At 65.7% G+C, this 17,003-nt stretch carries 13 protein-coding genes; 2 read left to right on the forward strand and 11 right to left on the reverse strand.

Features of this window, described 5'->3' with window-relative positions; all coding sequences use genetic code 11:
- Nucleotides 1-53 precede the first annotated feature (53 nt).
- The 9 genes from ACS8Y6_RS03050 to ACS8Y6_RS03090 form a co-directional block, all read right to left on the reverse strand.
- Nucleotides 54-752 carry an ABC transporter ATP-binding protein gene (locus ACS8Y6_RS03050; protein WP_440850201.1) on the reverse strand — a complete coding sequence of 233 codons (699 nt, stop codon included), beginning with the start codon at nucleotides 750-752 and terminating at the stop codon, nucleotides 54-56.
- Nucleotides 739-2,604, reverse strand: coding sequence for a branched-chain amino acid ABC transporter ATP-binding protein/permease (locus tag ACS8Y6_RS03055; RefSeq protein ID WP_440850250.1), 1,866 nt, complete (start codon nucleotides 2,602-2,604; stop codon nucleotides 739-741). Before ACS8Y6_RS03055 ends, ACS8Y6_RS03050 begins: the two co-directional genes overlap by 14 nt.
- 2 nt (nucleotides 2,605-2,606) lie before the next feature.
- Nucleotides 2,607-3,482 carry a branched-chain amino acid ABC transporter permease gene (locus ACS8Y6_RS03060; protein ID WP_440854951.1) on the reverse strand — a complete coding sequence of 292 codons (876 nt, stop codon included), beginning with the start codon at nucleotides 3,480-3,482 and terminating at the stop codon, nucleotides 2,607-2,609.
- 141 nt (nucleotides 3,483-3,623) lie between these two features.
- Nucleotides 3,624-4,982 (reverse strand): ABC transporter substrate-binding protein, encoded by a 1,359-nt coding sequence (locus ACS8Y6_RS03065; protein WP_440850203.1) that lies wholly within the window; start codon nucleotides 4,980-4,982, stop codon nucleotides 3,624-3,626.
- A gap of 474 nt (nucleotides 4,983-5,456) precedes the next feature.
- A complete protein-coding gene (locus tag ACS8Y6_RS03070) occupies nucleotides 5,457-6,773 on the reverse strand; it encodes an amidase (protein ID WP_440854952.1) in 1,317 nt (438 codons plus the stop codon).
- Between the two features lie 464 nt (nucleotides 6,774-7,237).
- Complete coding sequence (locus ACS8Y6_RS03075; protein ID WP_440854953.1) at nucleotides 7,238-7,909, reverse strand: YceH family protein; 672 nt, start codon at nucleotides 7,907-7,909, stop codon at nucleotides 7,238-7,240.
- A gap of 79 nt (nucleotides 7,910-7,988) precedes the next feature.
- The gene (locus ACS8Y6_RS03080) at nucleotides 7,989-9,950 is read right to left on the reverse strand and encodes a hypothetical protein (protein ID WP_440854954.1); all 1,962 of its coding nucleotides are present in this window, start codon (nucleotides 9,948-9,950) and stop codon (nucleotides 7,989-7,991) included.
- Between the two features lie 103 nt (nucleotides 9,951-10,053).
- Nucleotides 10,054-11,493, reverse strand: a complete 1,440-nt coding sequence (gene sbcB / locus ACS8Y6_RS03085) for an exodeoxyribonuclease I (protein WP_440854955.1) — start codon at nucleotides 11,491-11,493, stop codon at nucleotides 10,054-10,056.
- Nucleotides 11,493-13,394: an ATP-binding cassette domain-containing protein gene (locus ACS8Y6_RS03090; RefSeq protein WP_440854956.1), complete on the reverse strand. Its 1,902-nt coding sequence runs from the start codon at nucleotides 13,392-13,394 to the stop codon at nucleotides 11,493-11,495. Before ACS8Y6_RS03090 ends, sbcB begins: the two co-directional genes overlap by 1 nt.
- Before the next feature lie 183 nt (nucleotides 13,395-13,577).
- On the opposite strand from ACS8Y6_RS03090, the gene ACS8Y6_RS03095 reads away from it, so the two are divergent.
- Nucleotides 13,578-13,868, forward strand: coding sequence for a hypothetical protein (locus ACS8Y6_RS03095; RefSeq protein ID WP_440850215.1), 291 nt, complete (start codon nucleotides 13,578-13,580; stop codon nucleotides 13,866-13,868).
- A 98-nt stretch (nucleotides 13,869-13,966) separates the two neighbouring features.
- Here the strand turns inward: ACS8Y6_RS03095 and ACS8Y6_RS03100 are convergent, their stop codons facing one another.
- Complete coding sequence (locus ACS8Y6_RS03100) at nucleotides 13,967-15,352, reverse strand: DEAD/DEAH box helicase (protein ID WP_440850216.1); 1,386 nt, start codon at nucleotides 15,350-15,352, stop codon at nucleotides 13,967-13,969.
- A 241-nt stretch (nucleotides 15,353-15,593) separates the two neighbouring features.
- On the opposite strand from ACS8Y6_RS03100, the gene moaB reads away from it, so the two are divergent.
- Nucleotides 15,594-16,109: a molybdenum cofactor biosynthesis protein B gene (moaB, locus tag ACS8Y6_RS03105; protein WP_440854957.1), complete on the forward strand. Its 516-nt coding sequence runs from the start codon at nucleotides 15,594-15,596 to the stop codon at nucleotides 16,107-16,109.
- Nucleotides 16,110-16,273: 164 nt separating this feature from the next.
- Here the strand turns inward: moaB and ppa are convergent, their stop codons facing one another.
- Nucleotides 16,274-16,807: an inorganic diphosphatase gene (gene ppa / locus ACS8Y6_RS03110; RefSeq protein WP_109993932.1), complete on the reverse strand. Its 534-nt coding sequence runs from the start codon at nucleotides 16,805-16,807 to the stop codon at nucleotides 16,274-16,276.
- Between the last annotated feature and the right edge of the window lie 196 nt (nucleotides 16,808-17,003).

The raw sequence follows: 17,003 nt of genomic DNA on the forward strand, positions 1-17,003 counted from the left end.
CCCACGAAGCCCGTCTGGCGTCGAAATGGCGGCTCGCCGCCCAGCTCCGGGCCTCAGACCCCGAGATAACGGCTCATGACGTCCTTGTCGGCGCGTAATTCGCCGGGCGTGCCCTCGTAGACCTTGTGGCCGTTATTGATGACATAGCAGCGAGTGGCCAGGGACAGTGCGGCCGCCACGTTCTGCTCGACCACGACGAAGGTCTGGCCGGCCGCGGCCAGCTCGCCGCAAATCCGGACCAGATCTTTCACGATCAAGGGCGCGAGGCCTTCGAACGGCTCATCCAGCAGAATCAGCTTGGGATTGCGGATCAGTGCCCGTGCGATCGCCAGCATCTGCTGCTCGCCGCCGGACAGGTCCTGGCCGCCGCTGCGGCGCCGCTCCGCGAGCCGCGGGAAGGTGTCGTAGATACGGTCGAAGGACCAGGCGTCGGTCGCGGTCAGTGCCGCCAGCTTGAGGTTCTCGTGGACGGTCAGCGCGCCAATGATGCGCCGTTCCTCCGGTACCAGTTGCATGCCCGCCCGCGCGATCTGGTAGGGCGGGCGGCCCTGGATGGGTTCGCCGTCGAAGGTGACGGTGCCGGACCGGGGCCGGACTACACCCATCAGCGAATTGAGCGTGGTGGTCTTGCCCGCACCGTTGCGACCGAGCAGGGCCACGACTTCGTTGCGCTCCACGTGCAGGTCGAGGCCGAACAGGATATGCGAGTCGCCATAGAAACTGTCGATGCGGTCGACCTCAAGCAAGCTCATTTTCTTCCATCCCTCCGAGGTAGGCTTCCTGGACTTTCGGGTGGCCCTTGATGTGCTCGGGCGTGCCTTCGGCCAGTTTCTCGCCTTCGTAGAACACGGTGATGTGCTCGGCCAGTTCGAAGATCGCATCCATATCGTGTTCCACCACGATCAGCGTGCGACCGACCCGGAGCCGCTGCAGCAATGCCACCGTATCGGCGCGTTCCGACGGGCTCATGCCGGCCAGTGGCTCGTCCAGTAGCAGCACCTCGGGCTCCATGGCCAGCGCCAGGCCGATCTCGAGCCTGCGTTTTTCGCCGTAGGCCAGTACGCTGGTGGGTTGGTCGGCGCGTTCGGACAGGCCCATCAGGGCCATGAGCGAGTCGACCTTGGTGTTGATCTCATCCCAGCGTTCCAGCCGCCGCAGCATGTCGAGGCGGAATGCGCCGCGCCGGCGCGCGAGCACCGGAATGGTCAGATTCTGGCGCACGGTCAGGTTCACGAACAGCTGATTGATCTGATAGCTCTTGCTCATGCCGAGCTGTGAGACCGCCGCGGGGCCGTGCTTGGTGATTCGTTCGCCGCGGAAGAAGATGTCGCCCGCGGTGGGGATGTGTTCGCCGGTGAGCATTTTGAAGAACGTGCTCTTGCCGGCCCCGTTGGGGCCGATCAGGGCGCGCACCTCGCCGGCCCGCACCGTGAAGTCCACGGTGGTGACCGCATGCACGCCGCCGAAGTGCTTGCTCAGGCCGCGTGTTTCGAGCACGACCGGTGCATCGTCGGTCGTCCTCGGTTGGGCTGATACCGGTTGTGCGCCTGCCTGATCTGCGGATCGCGGTCTGGGTGGCGATTCGCTACCGGAGGCGGGCTCGACCGGGCCGCCGGTCGGGCGCGGCTGCATGTAGCGCAGGATCTCGCCGCAGATGCCGCGACGGAACAGGGTCACGAGGATCACGAAAACCGCGCCCAGGATCAGCTTCCAGAGGGCACCGATCTCGGGAATATGCTGCAGTACCTCGCGCAGGTACAGCCAGATCGTGGCCCCCAGCAGCGGGCCGATAAGCGTGCCGCTGCCGCCGATTACCGTCTGCATCACCAACTGGCCGGAGGTTTGCAGGGCGAAGGCGTCGGGTGGCATGTAGGCCTGCAGGATGCCGAGCAGGCCGCCGGCGAAGCCGCCATAGGCCGCCGCCACGATGAATATCGTGAGCTTGTACTTCTGCACGCTGTGGCCGCAGGCGATGGCGCGCGGCGTGTTTTCGCGGATGGCCATGAGCACCGCGCCGAACGGCGATTTGACGATGCGCCGGGCGAGCACGAATCCGACCAGGAACAGTGCAGCCATGAAGCCGTACATGCTCCACTCGCCGGACTTCACGACGATCGTGGCCACGCCGAGATGCAGGACCGGCGCCGGCACGCCGGGCAGGCCGTTCTCGCCGCCGGTGAAGGCCGACAGTGGCGAGTTTTCCAGAAAGAACGACATCTCGCCGAAGGCCAGCGTGATCATGGCGAAATAGATGCCGATCCGGCGCAGTGCGAACACCCCGATCACCGCCCCGTAGACCGCGGCCAGCAACGTGCCGATCAGCAGCGCGGCGTAGACATTGGGTACCAGCCCGTTGACCAGCAGATACGCACTGATGAAGCCGCCCGTCCCGAAGAAGGCGGCCTGGCCGAAGGACAGCAGGCCGGTGTAGCCGAACAGCAGGTCGAAGCCGAGACCGAACAGCCCCCAGATCATGATGCGCGCCATGGTATCGGCGTTGAGCCCGATCCAGGGCAGGATGAAGGGCGCGATGATCAGACCGGCGGCCACCGTCAACTCCACCCGCCAGCCGCCGCCCCCGGCGCCGCGTCGCGGCAATAGCATGCTCATTCCCGCCCCTCCTGACCGAACAGCCCCTGGGGCCGCAGTACCAGGACCAGCGCCATGGCCGCGTAGAGCATGACCTGCGAGTAGGCCGGATTGAACATGGAGGTGAGGCTGATGATCTCGCCGGCGATCAGCCCGCCTAGGATGGCGCCGGGAAAGGAGCCGAGCCCACCGATCACGACCACGACGAACGATTCCACCAGCACCTGCTCGCCCATATCGGGCGTGACCGACACGATCGGCGCGTCGATGGCCCCCGCATAGCCGGCCGCCATCGCGCCCAGGCCGAAGACCACCATGAAGGTGCGCTGCACGTTGAGGCCGAGCAAGCCGACCATGCGCTGGTCCTCGATACCGGCCCGCACGACCAGCCCCAGCCGCGTGCGATACAACACCAGGTAGAGGATCAGCAGCGTGACCGCGACGATCACCATCACGATCAAGCGATATTTGGGGTAGATCATGAAGCCCATGTTGAAGATGCCGTTGCCCCAGTCCGGCACCGCCATGCGGCGGCTGATGCCGCCGAACATCAGACGCACGACTTCGACGATCACGATGCCCAGGCCGAAGGTCATCAGGATCTGGTCTTCCGGCGGGCGATCGTAGTAAAGCCGGATCAGGCCGCGCTCGATGATTACGCCGAGCACGAGCACGAACAACGCACCGCAGGTGACGGCCAGCACGAAGGAATGCGTGGTCTGCATCACCGCATAGCCGACATAGGCGCCCACCATGAACAGGGCGCCGTGCGCGAAATTCAGCACGCCCAGCGTGCCGAGAATAATGGTAAGACCGGTACTGATCAGCGCCAGCAGCGTGCCCAGCGCCAGCCCGTTGAACAGCTGCGACAGCAACAGCGAGAGATTCGGCATGACAAGTCCTGTTGAACCCGCGGGACAAGCCCATCAAAGCGCCGGATCAGAGCCCGTGAATCGGGATGATCCGGTATTCGGCAAGAGTGCGGCGCCGGCACGGCGATCGACCGCCGCACCGGCACCGCCGGCGGCACGGGTCTAGGTATAGGAACCGAGCTTGCAGGCAAAGGTGCCGGGCGGCGGCATGACATCCTTGCCCGGCGTGACGCCGACGATCTCGAAGTAGTCCTCCTTGCTCTTCATCTGGCTCTTGCTCTTGCCGACGACCACCGGCACTTCACGCACCATCTGGTGGTCCTCGGCGCGGTAGTAGACCTCGCCCAGCGTGCTCTGGATGTGCTTGCCGCTTTCCAGGGTCTTGATCACCTCGGGCGGATAGAAGGTACCGGCACGGGTGACCGCATCGGCCCAGATCATCGACTGCAGATAGGCGATGTGGGCCGTCCACCGCGGCTTGGAACCGTATTTCTTCTCGAACGAATCGACGAAGGTCTTCGCGTAGTCGTTGCGATCGGCCATCGTCCACCAGAAATCGAGCGTGCCGTAGACGCCGGCCATGATGTCGGGGCCGAGCTCGGAAGCCTGGAAGGGCGAGATGTTGGGCACCACCATCTTCATCTTGTCGAGGATGCCGAACTGCTGGGCCTGCTTGCTGGAGGCCACCGAGTCGTTGCCGAAGCACACGTTCACGAACACATCGGCGCCGCTGTTGGCGATGTTGAGCAGGTAGGAGCTGTAGTCGGAGGCCCCCACCGGCACCAGCACTTTCGATACCGTCTTCCAGCCCTGTTTCTCGGTGAACTCGCGGGTGGAGTCGAACACGGTGTGGCCGTAGGTGTAATCGGGCACGAGGTAAGCGGCCTTGACGTTGGTGCCGATTTCCTTGGCCACGACCGGTGCCAGCGCCTTGCCGGCCATATAGGCCGAGGGCTGCGAGCGGAAGCCGTAACGCTGGCAGTCCTTGCCGGTGGTGTCGTTGGAGCCGCTGGCCCCGACCATGTTGACCACTTTCTCGCGCTGGGCGAGTTTCTCAAGCGCGATCGCCACCGCACTGCTCGAGCAGCCGCTGATCATGATCGCTTTCTTTTCGTGGATGAAACGCGTCTGCACCTGGACAGCACTGTTGGGCTTGGTCTCCGAGTCGCCGATGCCGTACTCCACGTGCTTGCCGAGCACGCCCTGGCTGCCCTTGAGCGAATCCATCATCGCGGCCATGCCGGTGCCGTTGTTGATGTGCTCGAAGGCCAGCTCGTAGCCCTTCTTCTCATCCTGGCCGGCGGTGGAATAGGCGCCGGTCAACGGCACGCTCAGGCCGACGAAGACACTGTCGCCGCTCGCCCCGGCCGGGAAGGTCCCGAGGCTGGGGTAGTCCTTGGCCCAGGCGGTATTGAGCAGTGCGCCGGGCAACATCAGCGCGCCCGCCGCGCCCAATCCGGTCTTCATGAAGGCGCGGCGGCTCGTGGCCGGTCCGAACCCGTTCGATCTACGAGTTGACATGATTTTCGATTCCTCCGATAGGCGGCACCCGGGGTGCCGTACAGCCTTTGACGTCGCGCCCTGCCGGCGTCCGTTGCAACCTGGATTCAATAGACGGCGACGATATGCCGATCCGCGGATCGGCGAGCGGCCCCATGGCGTCACGCGTTATCTGGCTTACGCTCTTGTCACGGCCGTATGCGCCGGTGACCGAAGTCATCCGCGCGCATCCGGTGCCTTTGCAACAAGAGGGTTTTGTTGATTTATTTTCGCGTCACCCACTGAGCTACTGTCGGTGCAGCCGAGACCGGGGATCAACAGAGACTTCGTTAATGGTCTTATCTTAAGCCTAAGAGTAATGAGGATTCATAGGGTTGCGTTTTTACTTATAGACGGAAGTCGTAGCGCCGGGCGCGGTGCTGTGTGAGGCAGCAACACGCCTTGGTCCCGACTCCCAGCAGCCCCATGCGTTGCCCATCATGGCGTGAACTTGCCTTACCGGACTTTTCGGTCGGGATCGGCGGGGGCGCTTTCGAACGCCTGCGCCAGCCATTGGGCGGCCCGTAAAAGCGCGGCATCCCCGTCGCGCGATCCGATCAGCTGAATGCCGACCGGCAGGTTATTCGGGCCGGTCAGGCCGGGCACGTTGACGCAGGGCACGCCGAGCAGCGTCCAGATCCGATTGAAAACCGGATCGCCGGTGCCCGAGGTCGCCAGCGGCGCCTCGCCGGGCGCACTGGGCGTAAGCAACACATCCACCTCGGCCAGGCAATCCGCAAACGCAGCGCGACACTGCGCGGCGAGACGGCGCGCGGCCTCGTAGTGGCCGGCGGCGATCGTCGCCCCGTGATCGAGCAGCGCGGCCAGCCGGTCACTGAGTTGGCGGCGGTGCCGGTCGTGCTCGAACGCCAGGCAGCGCGCGGCTTCGAAGGCCATGATCGTTTCCTGGGCCGCAAGCAGGTCGTCGAAGATAGCCGGCAGGGTCACGGTCTCGACATCGCCGCCGGCCGCGGTTACACGGTTGATCGCCGTATCGCAGGCCGTGCGCGTGGCCGAACGGGCTGCGTGCCATTGCGGGGTACGGCAAAAGCCAAAGCGCGGCAGCGTGCCGGATGCGGTATCGATTCTCAGATCGCGGCCACTGAGCACGCTGCCAAGTAGCGCGGCACCGGGGACATCGGCGGCGAAAACGCCCACGGTGTCCAGCGACCAGGCCGCGGGCTTGAGGCCGGCCGGGCTGATCCAGCCGTAAGACGGCTTGTAGCCGACGATACCGCAGAACGACGCCGGCCGAATGACCGAGCCCGCCGTCTGGGTGCCGATGGCCAGCGGTACCTGACCGGCAGCGACCGCGGCCGCCGAGCCGCTGGACGATCCCCCCGGTGTGCGTTGGCAGTCGTGTGGGTTGCGGGTCTTGCCGGGATTGAAGAAAGCGAACTCGGTGGTCACCGTCTTGCCCATGACGAGCCCGCCGGCCTGTCGGATCAGAGCGACCGCCGCGGCGTCCGCGGCCGGCGTGCGCCCGGTATAGATCGGCGAACCGTAGGCGGTGGGCATGTCGTGGGTATCGAATATGTCCTTGATGCCCACGGGCAGCCCGTGCAACGCCCCCTGCACCGGCACACGGTCGAGCTGCCGGGCGGCGTCCAGCACGGCTTGTGGATCGCAGTTCGTCCAGGCCCGGATCCCGGATTCGCGGGCTTCGATACGCGCCAGGCATTGCCGGGCGAGGGCTTCGCAGGACAGCGCGCCGCTCGCGATACGGTCGCGGGCCGTTGTAGCGGAGAGAGCCGGTTCGGCATCACTGGTCATCGGGCGTTCCCTGGGCTAACGGCGGACTGATAAATCTAGGTGCAATACGGCGGGGTGAGGTCGGGCATCGCGAGGGCGATGGATGACTTGAGCTTGCCGAAACCGTCAGCCGACCCAAGCCTAGATAATGCCCGATGCTCATCCTAGCCCGGAAGAATGCCGGGTGATATCCCGTTGCTGCGCACATGGCTTGAGCCGAGTCCGAATCGATCGCCGCTGTTGCAGGCACATCCACGACGGGCATCCCACAGATCAGCGCGCTATGTTTTGCAGCAATTACCGGGGCAGTCTTGTGTTGTGCAAATATTTCAATTCAAGATATGGCCCTGAAGGTTCAAGACGGTATGGGGCAGGCCGCTGGGTTGGAGTCGGGAATCAGGATGCTGATGTGATTAAAGGCTAATCCATTCGGTAGCCATGCACGCCACAAGACATGGCTCCAAAGGTTCGCGCGGCTTCCGGGGTCAGATCTTGCCCTGTGCATCAAGCTGCTCCCACAACTCCGCCTTCTCTGCCTCCAACTCCGCCACCCGCTTCTCCAACTCCGCAATCCTTTCCTTATCGGCCGACCGCCCCGGTCCTTCGGCCGCCATCCCGGCATGAGCCTCCAGATCCACGGCGCCACAGAGCTGATGCATGAACTCGGCCTCCTTGCGGCCTTTCATGCGCGGTAGTTCGACGAGCACCGAGTTGTCGGGATCGTCGTCGTCAATCAGTTCCCGAGCGGCGGCGGCGACGTCTTCGTTGGTGGCAAAGTCGTAGAGCCGGCCGGCTCGGGAGCGGATTTCGCCGGGCGTCTGCGGCCCGCGCAGTAGCAGCAGGGTCAGGATCGCGAACTGGGCTTTGGTGAGCTTGATGTCGGTGAACTGGCCGGCGCCGCACATCCGCTGCTTGTATTTCTCGATACCGCTTTTGAAGTTTTCGTCGATCTGAACGAGGCTGCGCGCGGCCAGGGCGCGGGCGGCGCGTTGCACTTCGATCTTGGTCAGCGACATCACCGGTTCGCGGGCCGACTTCTGGTTGGCCGCGTTGGTAAGCGCGTTGAGGGTGAGCGGCATCTGGTCGGGCGTGGTGACGGATTTCTCCATCAGGCAGCCGATGAGGCGGGCTTCGATGTCGGTGAGGGTAGGGAGCATGGGCAGGGTGTTGTGGAATCCGCCCCCATGCTACGCATAAAGCGGGCGGGATGGGGTACCCGGCCGGCGTGAATTCGCGCTACGGCTTGAAGGCGACGGTCCAGCTGTCGTTGGCCAGTGCCAGGACGGTGTCGACGGCCTCGGCGGGCACGCCCTCGCGATTGCCCTGTTCGAGCGGGTCGTAGTGGAACACGAACAGGCGCGAGGCGAACTGGTGGAAGGGCAGGCTGGCCTCGCCATGGCGTTCGCCGTGGCCGTGGGTGTCGGTGCAGATCCCCTGGCCCCAGTCCTGGCCGCTGTCGTTGTTGGGGTTGAAGAAATAGACGCGCATTTCGCCGTCCGGGTCGAGCGCGACGCGGCGGATGGCGATGGCGTGGCGGCCGATGTAGCGGGCGGCGCTGTCGGTGGCGGCGATGCCGGCCGGCTGCGGGTGGATCACCGGCACACCGCCGTTATAGGCCGGGTGGTAGCTGGCGTAGAAGTCGCGGATGAAGGCGGCGTGGTCCTGGATCTGATCGGTGCGGGCGTTGGCGACGACGCGAAAGCCGTTGCCGACCCACCAGCCGTAGAACTCGGGATGAATCCAGCGGTGCAGGTCGTCGTCGCGTTCGCCGCAGAGCCGGCCCATTTCGATGTAGATGCGGTCCAGATGCGGCACCAGAATCATTGACACCGGGTCCACGTCCAGCGGGCGCTGTTTGGCCAGCCCGGCCGCCAGGCCCTTGGAGGAGACGATGTCGCCCTCGAAGCGCAGCAGCACTTCGTTGTCACGCGCGGCCCAGGCGATGAGCTGGAGCAGGTAGTCCGGATCGTTGTCGGCCCACATCGACAGGCCGATCACCGATTGGCAGGTCGGGTTGTTGCCCTGGCCGACGCCGAGCGGCTGGCCGAGCAGGTTGAGCACGCCGGCCATGAGCCATACGCGCGGCGCGCGGCGCGCGCCGAAAGCGGTGCTGAGCGTGGCCTCCGTCTCGGCCGACAGGGGCAGGCGCAATTGGCGCGACAGGCCGGCGGCGACCGGGCCGTTGAACAGGGTGCCGCGCTCGAGCAACTGGGCGAGGCCATAGACCGCCTGGGCGGTCTCGACGAAGATGATGTCGTCGATGATTTCGTGCACCAGCGCGGTATGGCACTGGTAGGCATCGGTGCCGGTACGGCCCAGCCCGAGCGTGACCGGGATCAGGTGCTCGCCGCCGATTTCGGGGGTCCGCAGGTGGCGCAGGAACACGGCGTTGTACACCGAGACCAACCCGGTGTCGTGCATGGCCTGGGCAAACCCCTGGGCTTCGGCGCGCAGCTCGTCGTCGGTGAAGGTCGGCAGGCGCATGCGGTAGACATCCACGCCGGGGTCTTCGGCGCAGCCGGGCGTGGGCGCGAACAGGCAGTTCACGAGCTGCTGGGCGGCGGTGTTGTCGGTGTCGAGCGTCGGGTCGAACAGGCATTCGGCGATCTGGATGACCATTTCGCGCACGTCGTCGACGTCGATCGGGCGTTGTTCGAGAATACGCCAGACTTCCGCCACCAGGCTGTCGAGGATGCTCTCGTAGCCCATCGCCTCGACCTGGAACTGGTACAGCGCGGCCACCATCGGCCCGAGGGAAAACGGCCGTTCGCGGTCGGCCTCCCGCAGCTGGCCGGAGAGCAGGTCGAGGTTGAGCGCCATGACCTGGGTGATGAACTGGCGCGCGTGCTCGGCGGTGATGCGCGGGTGCGCATAGTCGCCGCGCGCGACGGCCAGCAGGCGCAGCTGGCTGAGTGCTTCGATGACGGTGGTCTGCGCATCGCCGGTGCGTAGCGAGAGCTTGGCAATATCGGGCTGCAGAATAGCCGGGTGGTCCCAGTCGGTGCCGCGAAACACGCCCGCCGACTCAAAGCGTTTGACGCGATGATAGAGGGCGGCGGGGCCGCCTTCCTCGGCCAGCACCATGCCGGCGGCGGCCAGCGCCTGGGCATTGGAAGCATTCGGGTCGGCCTGGCGGGCCTGGCCCAGCGCCATCAGCGTCTGGTCGAACTGGGAAGTGCTCGGCGTGCTCGGGGTCATGCAGGGATATCGGCTCAAATGAAGTCGCGCTGCCGACGGGTGCCGGCGGGGCGTCGGCCACCATACACCGATTCACGGGCCATGCGGGCCCCGGGGCGGGGTGTCAGAGCATGCCGCGCAGCTTGTCGGCCCAGGCTTTCAGATCCAGCAGCAGTTGCAGCCGGGCCGGATCGCCCTGGACGCGTTCCATGAGCGCGGCGACGACGTCGTCGTATTCGTCCAGCGTCAGGCCGCCGTCGGGCGCGAATTCCAGCCGCTTGGCGACCCAGTTGCGCCAGTCGTCGCGTTCGGCGTCGGTCAGCGAATCCGGGAAGTGCCGGGCGCGGTAGCGGAACAGCAGTTCGTTGAGCCGGTTGTCGGCGAACACAATGGCCCCGTCGGCCAGTTCGGCGGGGGCGGTGGCGCGTACCGCGTCGGCCCGCTTGCGGTCGTCGTTGGAGACGAAGCCGTCGTACAGGGCAGCCTCGGCATCGGAGTCGGCATCGAATACGCGGGCATCGAACACCGCCGTAGCCTTGGCCTCGACCTCGGTCAGCCGGTCGTGGATCGCCTTCCAGTGGCGCCGGCACTGGTTGATGTCGAGATTCAGCCGGGCGGCTTCGCTCTCGCGCATCATCTCGAACGGCGCCAGAACCGGGCATTTGTTCAGATGCACGCCCTTGAGCGCGACTCTCGGCGTGTCTTCCGGCAGATCCGCGCTGGGGGTGAAGATGCGCTCGTGGATTTCGTCGGGGGCCAGTTCCAGCAGCGGCGCCGGGTCCACCCGCAGGTCGTAGACGATGAGACAGTTCTTGTTCGATGGGTGGGCCGCGATCGGCATCACCGGCGACAGGCAGCCGTTCTCGGCCGGGAATTTGGACGAGACGTGCAGCGCCGGCTTGCGCGTGTCCATGTCCAGCAATTGGCGGGCGCTGGTCTTGTCGCGGTGGTTGAGGACGTAGTCGTACAGCCGCGGCTGCTTGTCGCGGATCAGCCTGGCCAGGCCGATGGTGGCGGATACGTCCGACAGCGCATCGTGCGCGCGCTCCTGGACCAGGTTGTTGGCCGGGGCGAGCTGGTCGAGCCTGAAGCTCGGGGCGCCATCCTCGCGCTTCGGCCACTCGATGCCGTCCGGGCGCAGCGCATAGGTCAGCCGCACCATGTTGATGATGTCCCACCGGGAACAGCCGTTCTGCCACTCGCGGGCATACGGGTCGAAGAAATTGCGCCACAGGGTATGGCGGGTGACTTCGTCGTCGAACGCCAGGCTGTTGTAGCCGACGCTGCAGGTGCCCGGTCGCGCCATTTCGGCGACGATGGTTTCGATGAACTCGGGCTCGGGCACGCCGTGTTCGGCCGCGTACTGCGGCGTGATGCCGGTGATCAGCGTGGCCTCGGGGTGGCCGAGCATGTCGGCCGACGGCTGGCAGTACAGCACCAGCGGGTCGCCGATGACGTTGAAATCCATATCGGTGCGGATGCCGGCGAACTGGGCCGGCTTATCGCGCCTGGGGTCGGCGCCGAAGGTTTCGTAGTCGTGCCAGAAGAAGGTCGGCTCGGCCATCAGGCAGCGCTCGTTTCGGCTTGCAATGCATCCAGCGCTTCGGCGTGTTCCATCCAGGTCGCCTCGGCGGTATTGAGCTGCTTGCGCAGCCGGGCCTGTTCCTGCGACAGCCGCGCGGACTCGGTCGGGTTTTCGTACACGCTCGGCCTGGAGAGCTCGGCTTCGACGTTATCGATCTGCTTGGCCAGCCGCTCCATTTCGTTCTCGGCCTTCTTCAGCGCGTTGCGCAAGGGTTTTTCCTTCGCCCGCTGTTCGGCCGAGCTGCGCCGGTTGGCCGCGCCCGTGGCGCCGGCGGCGGTGGTCTTTTTCGTATCGCTGCCTTCGCGCGCCGATGCCTGGCGCGATATCCATTTCGCGTAGTCGTCCAGATCACCGTCGAACGGTTCCAGCGAGCCGTCGGCGACGCGCCAGAGCTGGTCGCAGGTGGCGTCGATCAGGTGGCGGTCATGCGCGATCATCACCACCGCGCCGGTGAAGCCGGCCAGGGCGGTCTCGAGCGCATGGCGCATGTCCAGATCGAGATGGTTGGTGGGCTCGTCGAGCAGCAGCAGGTTGGGTTGGGTGTGCACGACCAGCGCCAGCGCCAGCCGGGCCTTTTCGCCGCCGGAGAACGGGCCGATCGGCTCCAGCGCCTTGTCGCCGCGGAAATCGAAACCGCCGAGGAAATCGCGGATATGCTGTTCGGAGGCCTTCGGGTCCTGGCGCTGCAGATGCTGGGCGGCACTGGCCGAATCGTCCAGCACTTCGAGCTGGTGCTGGGCGAAGTAGCCGACGTTGAGATACTTGTCGTACTGGACTTCGCCGCCCATGGGCGCGAGTTCGCCCGCCAACAGTTTCATGACGGTGGATTTGCCGGCGCCGTTACGCCCGAGAATGGCCAGCCGGTCGCCGGGAATCAGCCGCAGCTTGATGTCGGCCACCAGCGGTTCATCGCCATAGCCGACATCGGCGTCGTCCACGCGCAGCAGGGTGTCGGGCAGGCGGTCGGGCTTGAGGAATTGGAACGAGAACGGCGTATCCCAGTGTGCTGCCTCGACTTTCTCCATGCGCTCCATCTGCTTGAGCTTGGACTGCGCCTGCCGGGCCTTGGTGGCCTGGGCCCGAAAGCGGTCGACGAAGCCCTGCAACTGGTTGAGCTTCTTCTGCTGGTTTTCGAAGGCGGCCTGCTGCTGGGCCTTGGCTTCGGCGCGCATCATCTCGAAGCGGGAATAGTTGCCGGTGTAGAGGACCGCCTTGCCGTGTTCCAGATGCAGCGTGTGGGTGGCCAGCGCATCGAGGAAATCGCGGTCATGCGAGATCACGACCAGCGTGGCGGGGTGGGCGCCGAGATATTCCTGCAGCCAGAACACGGCATCCATGTCGAGGTGGTTGGTCGGCTCGTCGAGCAGCAGCAGGTCGCAGCGACGCATGAGTGCTGCGGCCAGATTCAGGCGCATGCGCCAGCCGCCGGAGAAATCGTCGAGCGGGGCGTCGTGCGTCGACGGCGCGAAGCCCAGGCCGTGCAGCAACCGCGCGGCCCGGGCACGGGCGGCATAGCCGTCGATCTCGGCCAGGCGCCCGTGCAGCTCGGCCATGGCGTTGCCGTCGCCGGTGGCCTCGGCCTCGGCCAGACGCGACTCCACCGCGCGCAATTCGACATCGCCGTCGAGCACGAACTCGATCGCCGGCTGGGCGCCGGCCGGCGCATGCTGGCGCACGGTGGCAATCTCGGCGCTGGCGGGAATATCGATCTCGCCGGCGTCGGGCGCGAGTTCGCCGAGCATCATGGCGAGCAGGCTGGATTTGCCGGTGCCATTGGCACCGACGATGCCCACGCGCTGGCCGGCCTGAAGTCTCAGGTCGACATCTTCGAGGAGTTTGCGCGGGCCGCGGCGGAGGGTGACATGTTTGAAGGCGATCATGGGCGCGATTGTAAAGGATCGCCGCGGCTGAACCGACCGCAATCGGCGATTCATCGGCCCGGGTGGCGCATGCGCGCGGGTTTGCGGGCCCGGTCCGACGCATCATCCGGGCGACCGGGCGCTATTGCGGTCGCCCTGTGCGCAGGCTAATTTGAAGCCCCGGGGTTCTCACAGGGGGCGGCCATGACGGCCCATCGCAGGTTCTACGGCGCGGCCTACGCGATCGCGAGTCTCGTGTTGCTGGTGGTCGTCACCCTGCCGATCTACTGGCTGCTGGTGGTCGCCGGCGCGCCCTACGCTCTGTGCTACTGGGTGATGTCGTTTCTGATCAGTGGCGGTGTTTATCTCGCGCTGTGCCTGTATCGCGAGCATGCGCTCGAAACCGGGCCGTTCTTTGCGCTCACGTTATCTTTCGCCACGGCGATGACAGTCATGTATGTGTTGTTCGCCGGTACCAGCACGCTGACCGGCTGACGCGGCGCCCATGAAAAAAGCGCGCCAGGCTCGAAGCCCGACGCGCCTTGCGGGCGCCGCATCGATGGCCGAAGCGCATCAATGCCGGCGGGCCGCGATCAGTTGGGCGCGCCGTTGCCCTGGCGCTGGCCGCCGCGACCGCCACGCTTGCCCCGGCGGGTGCTGCTGCGCCGCGGTTTGTCGCTGCCGTCTTCGTGGCGCGCGCGCTCGTGATGCGGCTGGCCCTGACGTGGCGCGCCCTGGTCGCCATTGGCGCGGGGCTTGTTGTCATTGCCGGGCCGCCCACGGGAGGGCTTGCCGTTGCCCGGGCGACGCGCCGGCCGGCGATCGTCTTCGTCCGTATCGGTGCTGCCCTGCGGTGCGCGCAGGTCGATGCCTTCCGGCTGGAAGCGCTCGATCTGACGGCCGATCAGCTTCTCGATGCTCTTGAGATCCTTGCGTTCTTCCGGGCCCACCAACGACAGGGCTTCGCCCTCGGCGCCGGCGCGGCCGGTGCGGCCGATGCGGTGCACATAGTCCTCGGGCACGTTGGGCAGCTCGTAATTCACTACATGCGGCAGCGAGTCGATATCGATGCCGCGGGCCGCGATATCGGTAGCCACGAGCACGCGAACCGTGCCGTTCTTGAAGCCGTCCAGCGCCTTGGTGCGCGCGTTCTGCGACTTGTTGCCGTGCAGGGCGGCGGCGGTCAGGCCGTCGGTTTCCAGCTGTTTCACCAGCCGGTTGGCACCGTGCTTGGTGCGGGCGAACACCAGCACCTGCGACCAGTTGTTGGAACCGATCAGATGGCTGAGCACGGCGCGCTTGCGCGGCTTCTCGACCATGATCACGCGCTGGGCCACACGCTCGGCGGTGGAGTTGCGCGGGGCGACATCGATCTCGATCGGCCGGGTCAGCAGCGAACCGGCCAGCTTGCGGATATCGTTGGAGAAGGTTGCCGAAAACAACAGCGTCTGGCGCTTGGCCGGCACATACTTCAGCACGCGCTTGATGTCGTGGATGAAGCCCATGTCGAGCATGCGATCGGCTTCGTCGAGTACCAGCGTGTTCAGATTCGACAGATCGATGTGGCCATTCTGCAAATGATCGAGCAGGCGGCCCGGTGTGGCCACGATGATGTCCACGCCTTTCTTGAACGCAGTGATCTGCGGCTGATAGCCGACGCCGCCGAACACGACGGTGCGCTTGAGCTGCGTGTTGGCGCCGTAGGTGCTCACCGATTCGGCGACCTGGGCGGCCAGTTCACGGGTGGGGGCGAGCACGAGTACGCGCGGCTTTTTCTCGTGGGTCTGGCCGAGGCGCTGGAGGATCGGCAACACGAAGGCCGCGGTCTTGCCGGTGCCGGTCTGGGCCGCGCCCAATACGTCGGCGCCGTCGATGATGGCCGGAATGGCCTTGGATTGAATCGGGGTAGGCGTGCTATAGCCCGAGTCGGCGACTGACGCCAGCAGATGCGGCGACAAGCCGAGGGAATCGAATGACATGCATTGTCCTGGTGGTGTGAATAGCAGACCGACCTGGATTGTTGTGCAGTGTCCGTGTCGATCTTCGGCGGCCAAGCGGAAGGCTCGGCGGCGCGGCTTCGGTCGGGGCCCGTGCGATGGCATATGGGTGGAACCGACCGACTTAAGTATAACGCGTACCGGACGTCACGTCATCGCGGGCAACGCCCCGGTTTTATGGCATCGTGGCGCTCAACCTTCCCAGCCATGGAATGCTCGACCCATGACCGATGAATTCGCGCCGCTGCGAATTGCGGTGCTGACCGTATCCGACACCCGCACCGAGGCTACCGACAAGTCCGGCCGCGTTCTGGTCGAACGCCTGCAGGCGGCCGGCCACATCCTGCACGATAAGCGTATCTGCCCGGACGATGTGTACGAATTGCGCGCGATCGTCGCACGCTGGATCGCCGATGACGCCCCGGACGTGGTGATCACGACCGGCGGCACCGGGCTGACCGGGCGCGATGTCACGCCGCAGGCGATCGAGGTACTGTTCGATCGGCGTATCGATGGCTTCGGCGAGATGTTCCGGATGTTGTCGTACGACGCCATCGGCACCTCCACGCTCCAATCGCGCGCGATCGCCGGCGTGGCCAGGGCCACGTTCATCTTCTGCCTGCCGGGTTCGTCGGGCGCGGCGGCCGACGGCTGGGACAAGCTCATTGCCGACCAGATCGATATTCGCACGCGGCCGTGCAATCTCCATGAGCTGCGGCCGCGACTGCTGGAGCGTTGATTGTGCGCCGCCGGTGATCGTCGCCCGTGTGGGCGTTGGCCGGCACGCCGGCATGCCGACGTGGCCCGCGTCGCCAGAAAAAAGCCCCCGCCGAGCGCTCGGCAGGGGATTTTCATCGCGCGAATGCCGGCCATTCGGCCGGGCATCGGATGGCGCGCCAGCGATCAGCCCTTGTTGTAGGCCTCGATGGATTTCTCGATCTCGGCCTTCGCCTTGTCGACGCCTTCCCAGCCGGTGATCTTGACCCACTTGCCTTTTTCTTCGTCCTTGTAGTGTTCGAAGAAGTGCTGGATCTTGTTCTTCAGGCGGTCGTCGATGTCGCCGAGATCGCGCACGTCCTTGTAGTAGTCGGTGCTGATCTTGTCGGTCGGCACGGCCAGGATTTTGGCGTCCAGGCCCGATTCGTCCTCGGTGCCCAGCACGGCCACCGGGCGGCACTTGATCACCGCGCCCGGCACGATCGGCTCGGGGGTGAGCACCAGCACGTCGACCGGGTCGCCGTCGTCGTACAGGGTCTTCGGCACGAAGCCGTAGTTGGCCGGATAGTGCATCGCGACGTTCATGAAGCGATCCACCATCAGGCAGTTGCTGTCCTTGTCCACTTCATACTTCACCGAGGAGGAGCCCTCGACGATTTCGATGATGACGTTGATTTCTTCGGGCGGGTTCTTGCCCGGCGTCAGTGCTTCGTAGCCCATCTGCGCCTTCCGTTGTGATTGGTGGATTGAGAATCGGGCGTTAGTGTACCGAAGGCGGGGCGCAAACCCGAACAGCGCGCGACACCGGCGCAAGCCCGCCGGGATGCGCCGGGCCGGCCTTGATGTGCGCTGGCCCCGGCCGGGCCAGCCGGCGACCCCGCGTGAAACCTCGATCAGGGGCGGCGCACCGGGTCCG

This window comes from Salinisphaera sp. RV14, from assembly GCF_052044135.1.
Taxonomy (GTDB): Bacteria; Pseudomonadota; Gammaproteobacteria; order Nevskiales; family Salinisphaeraceae; genus Salinisphaera.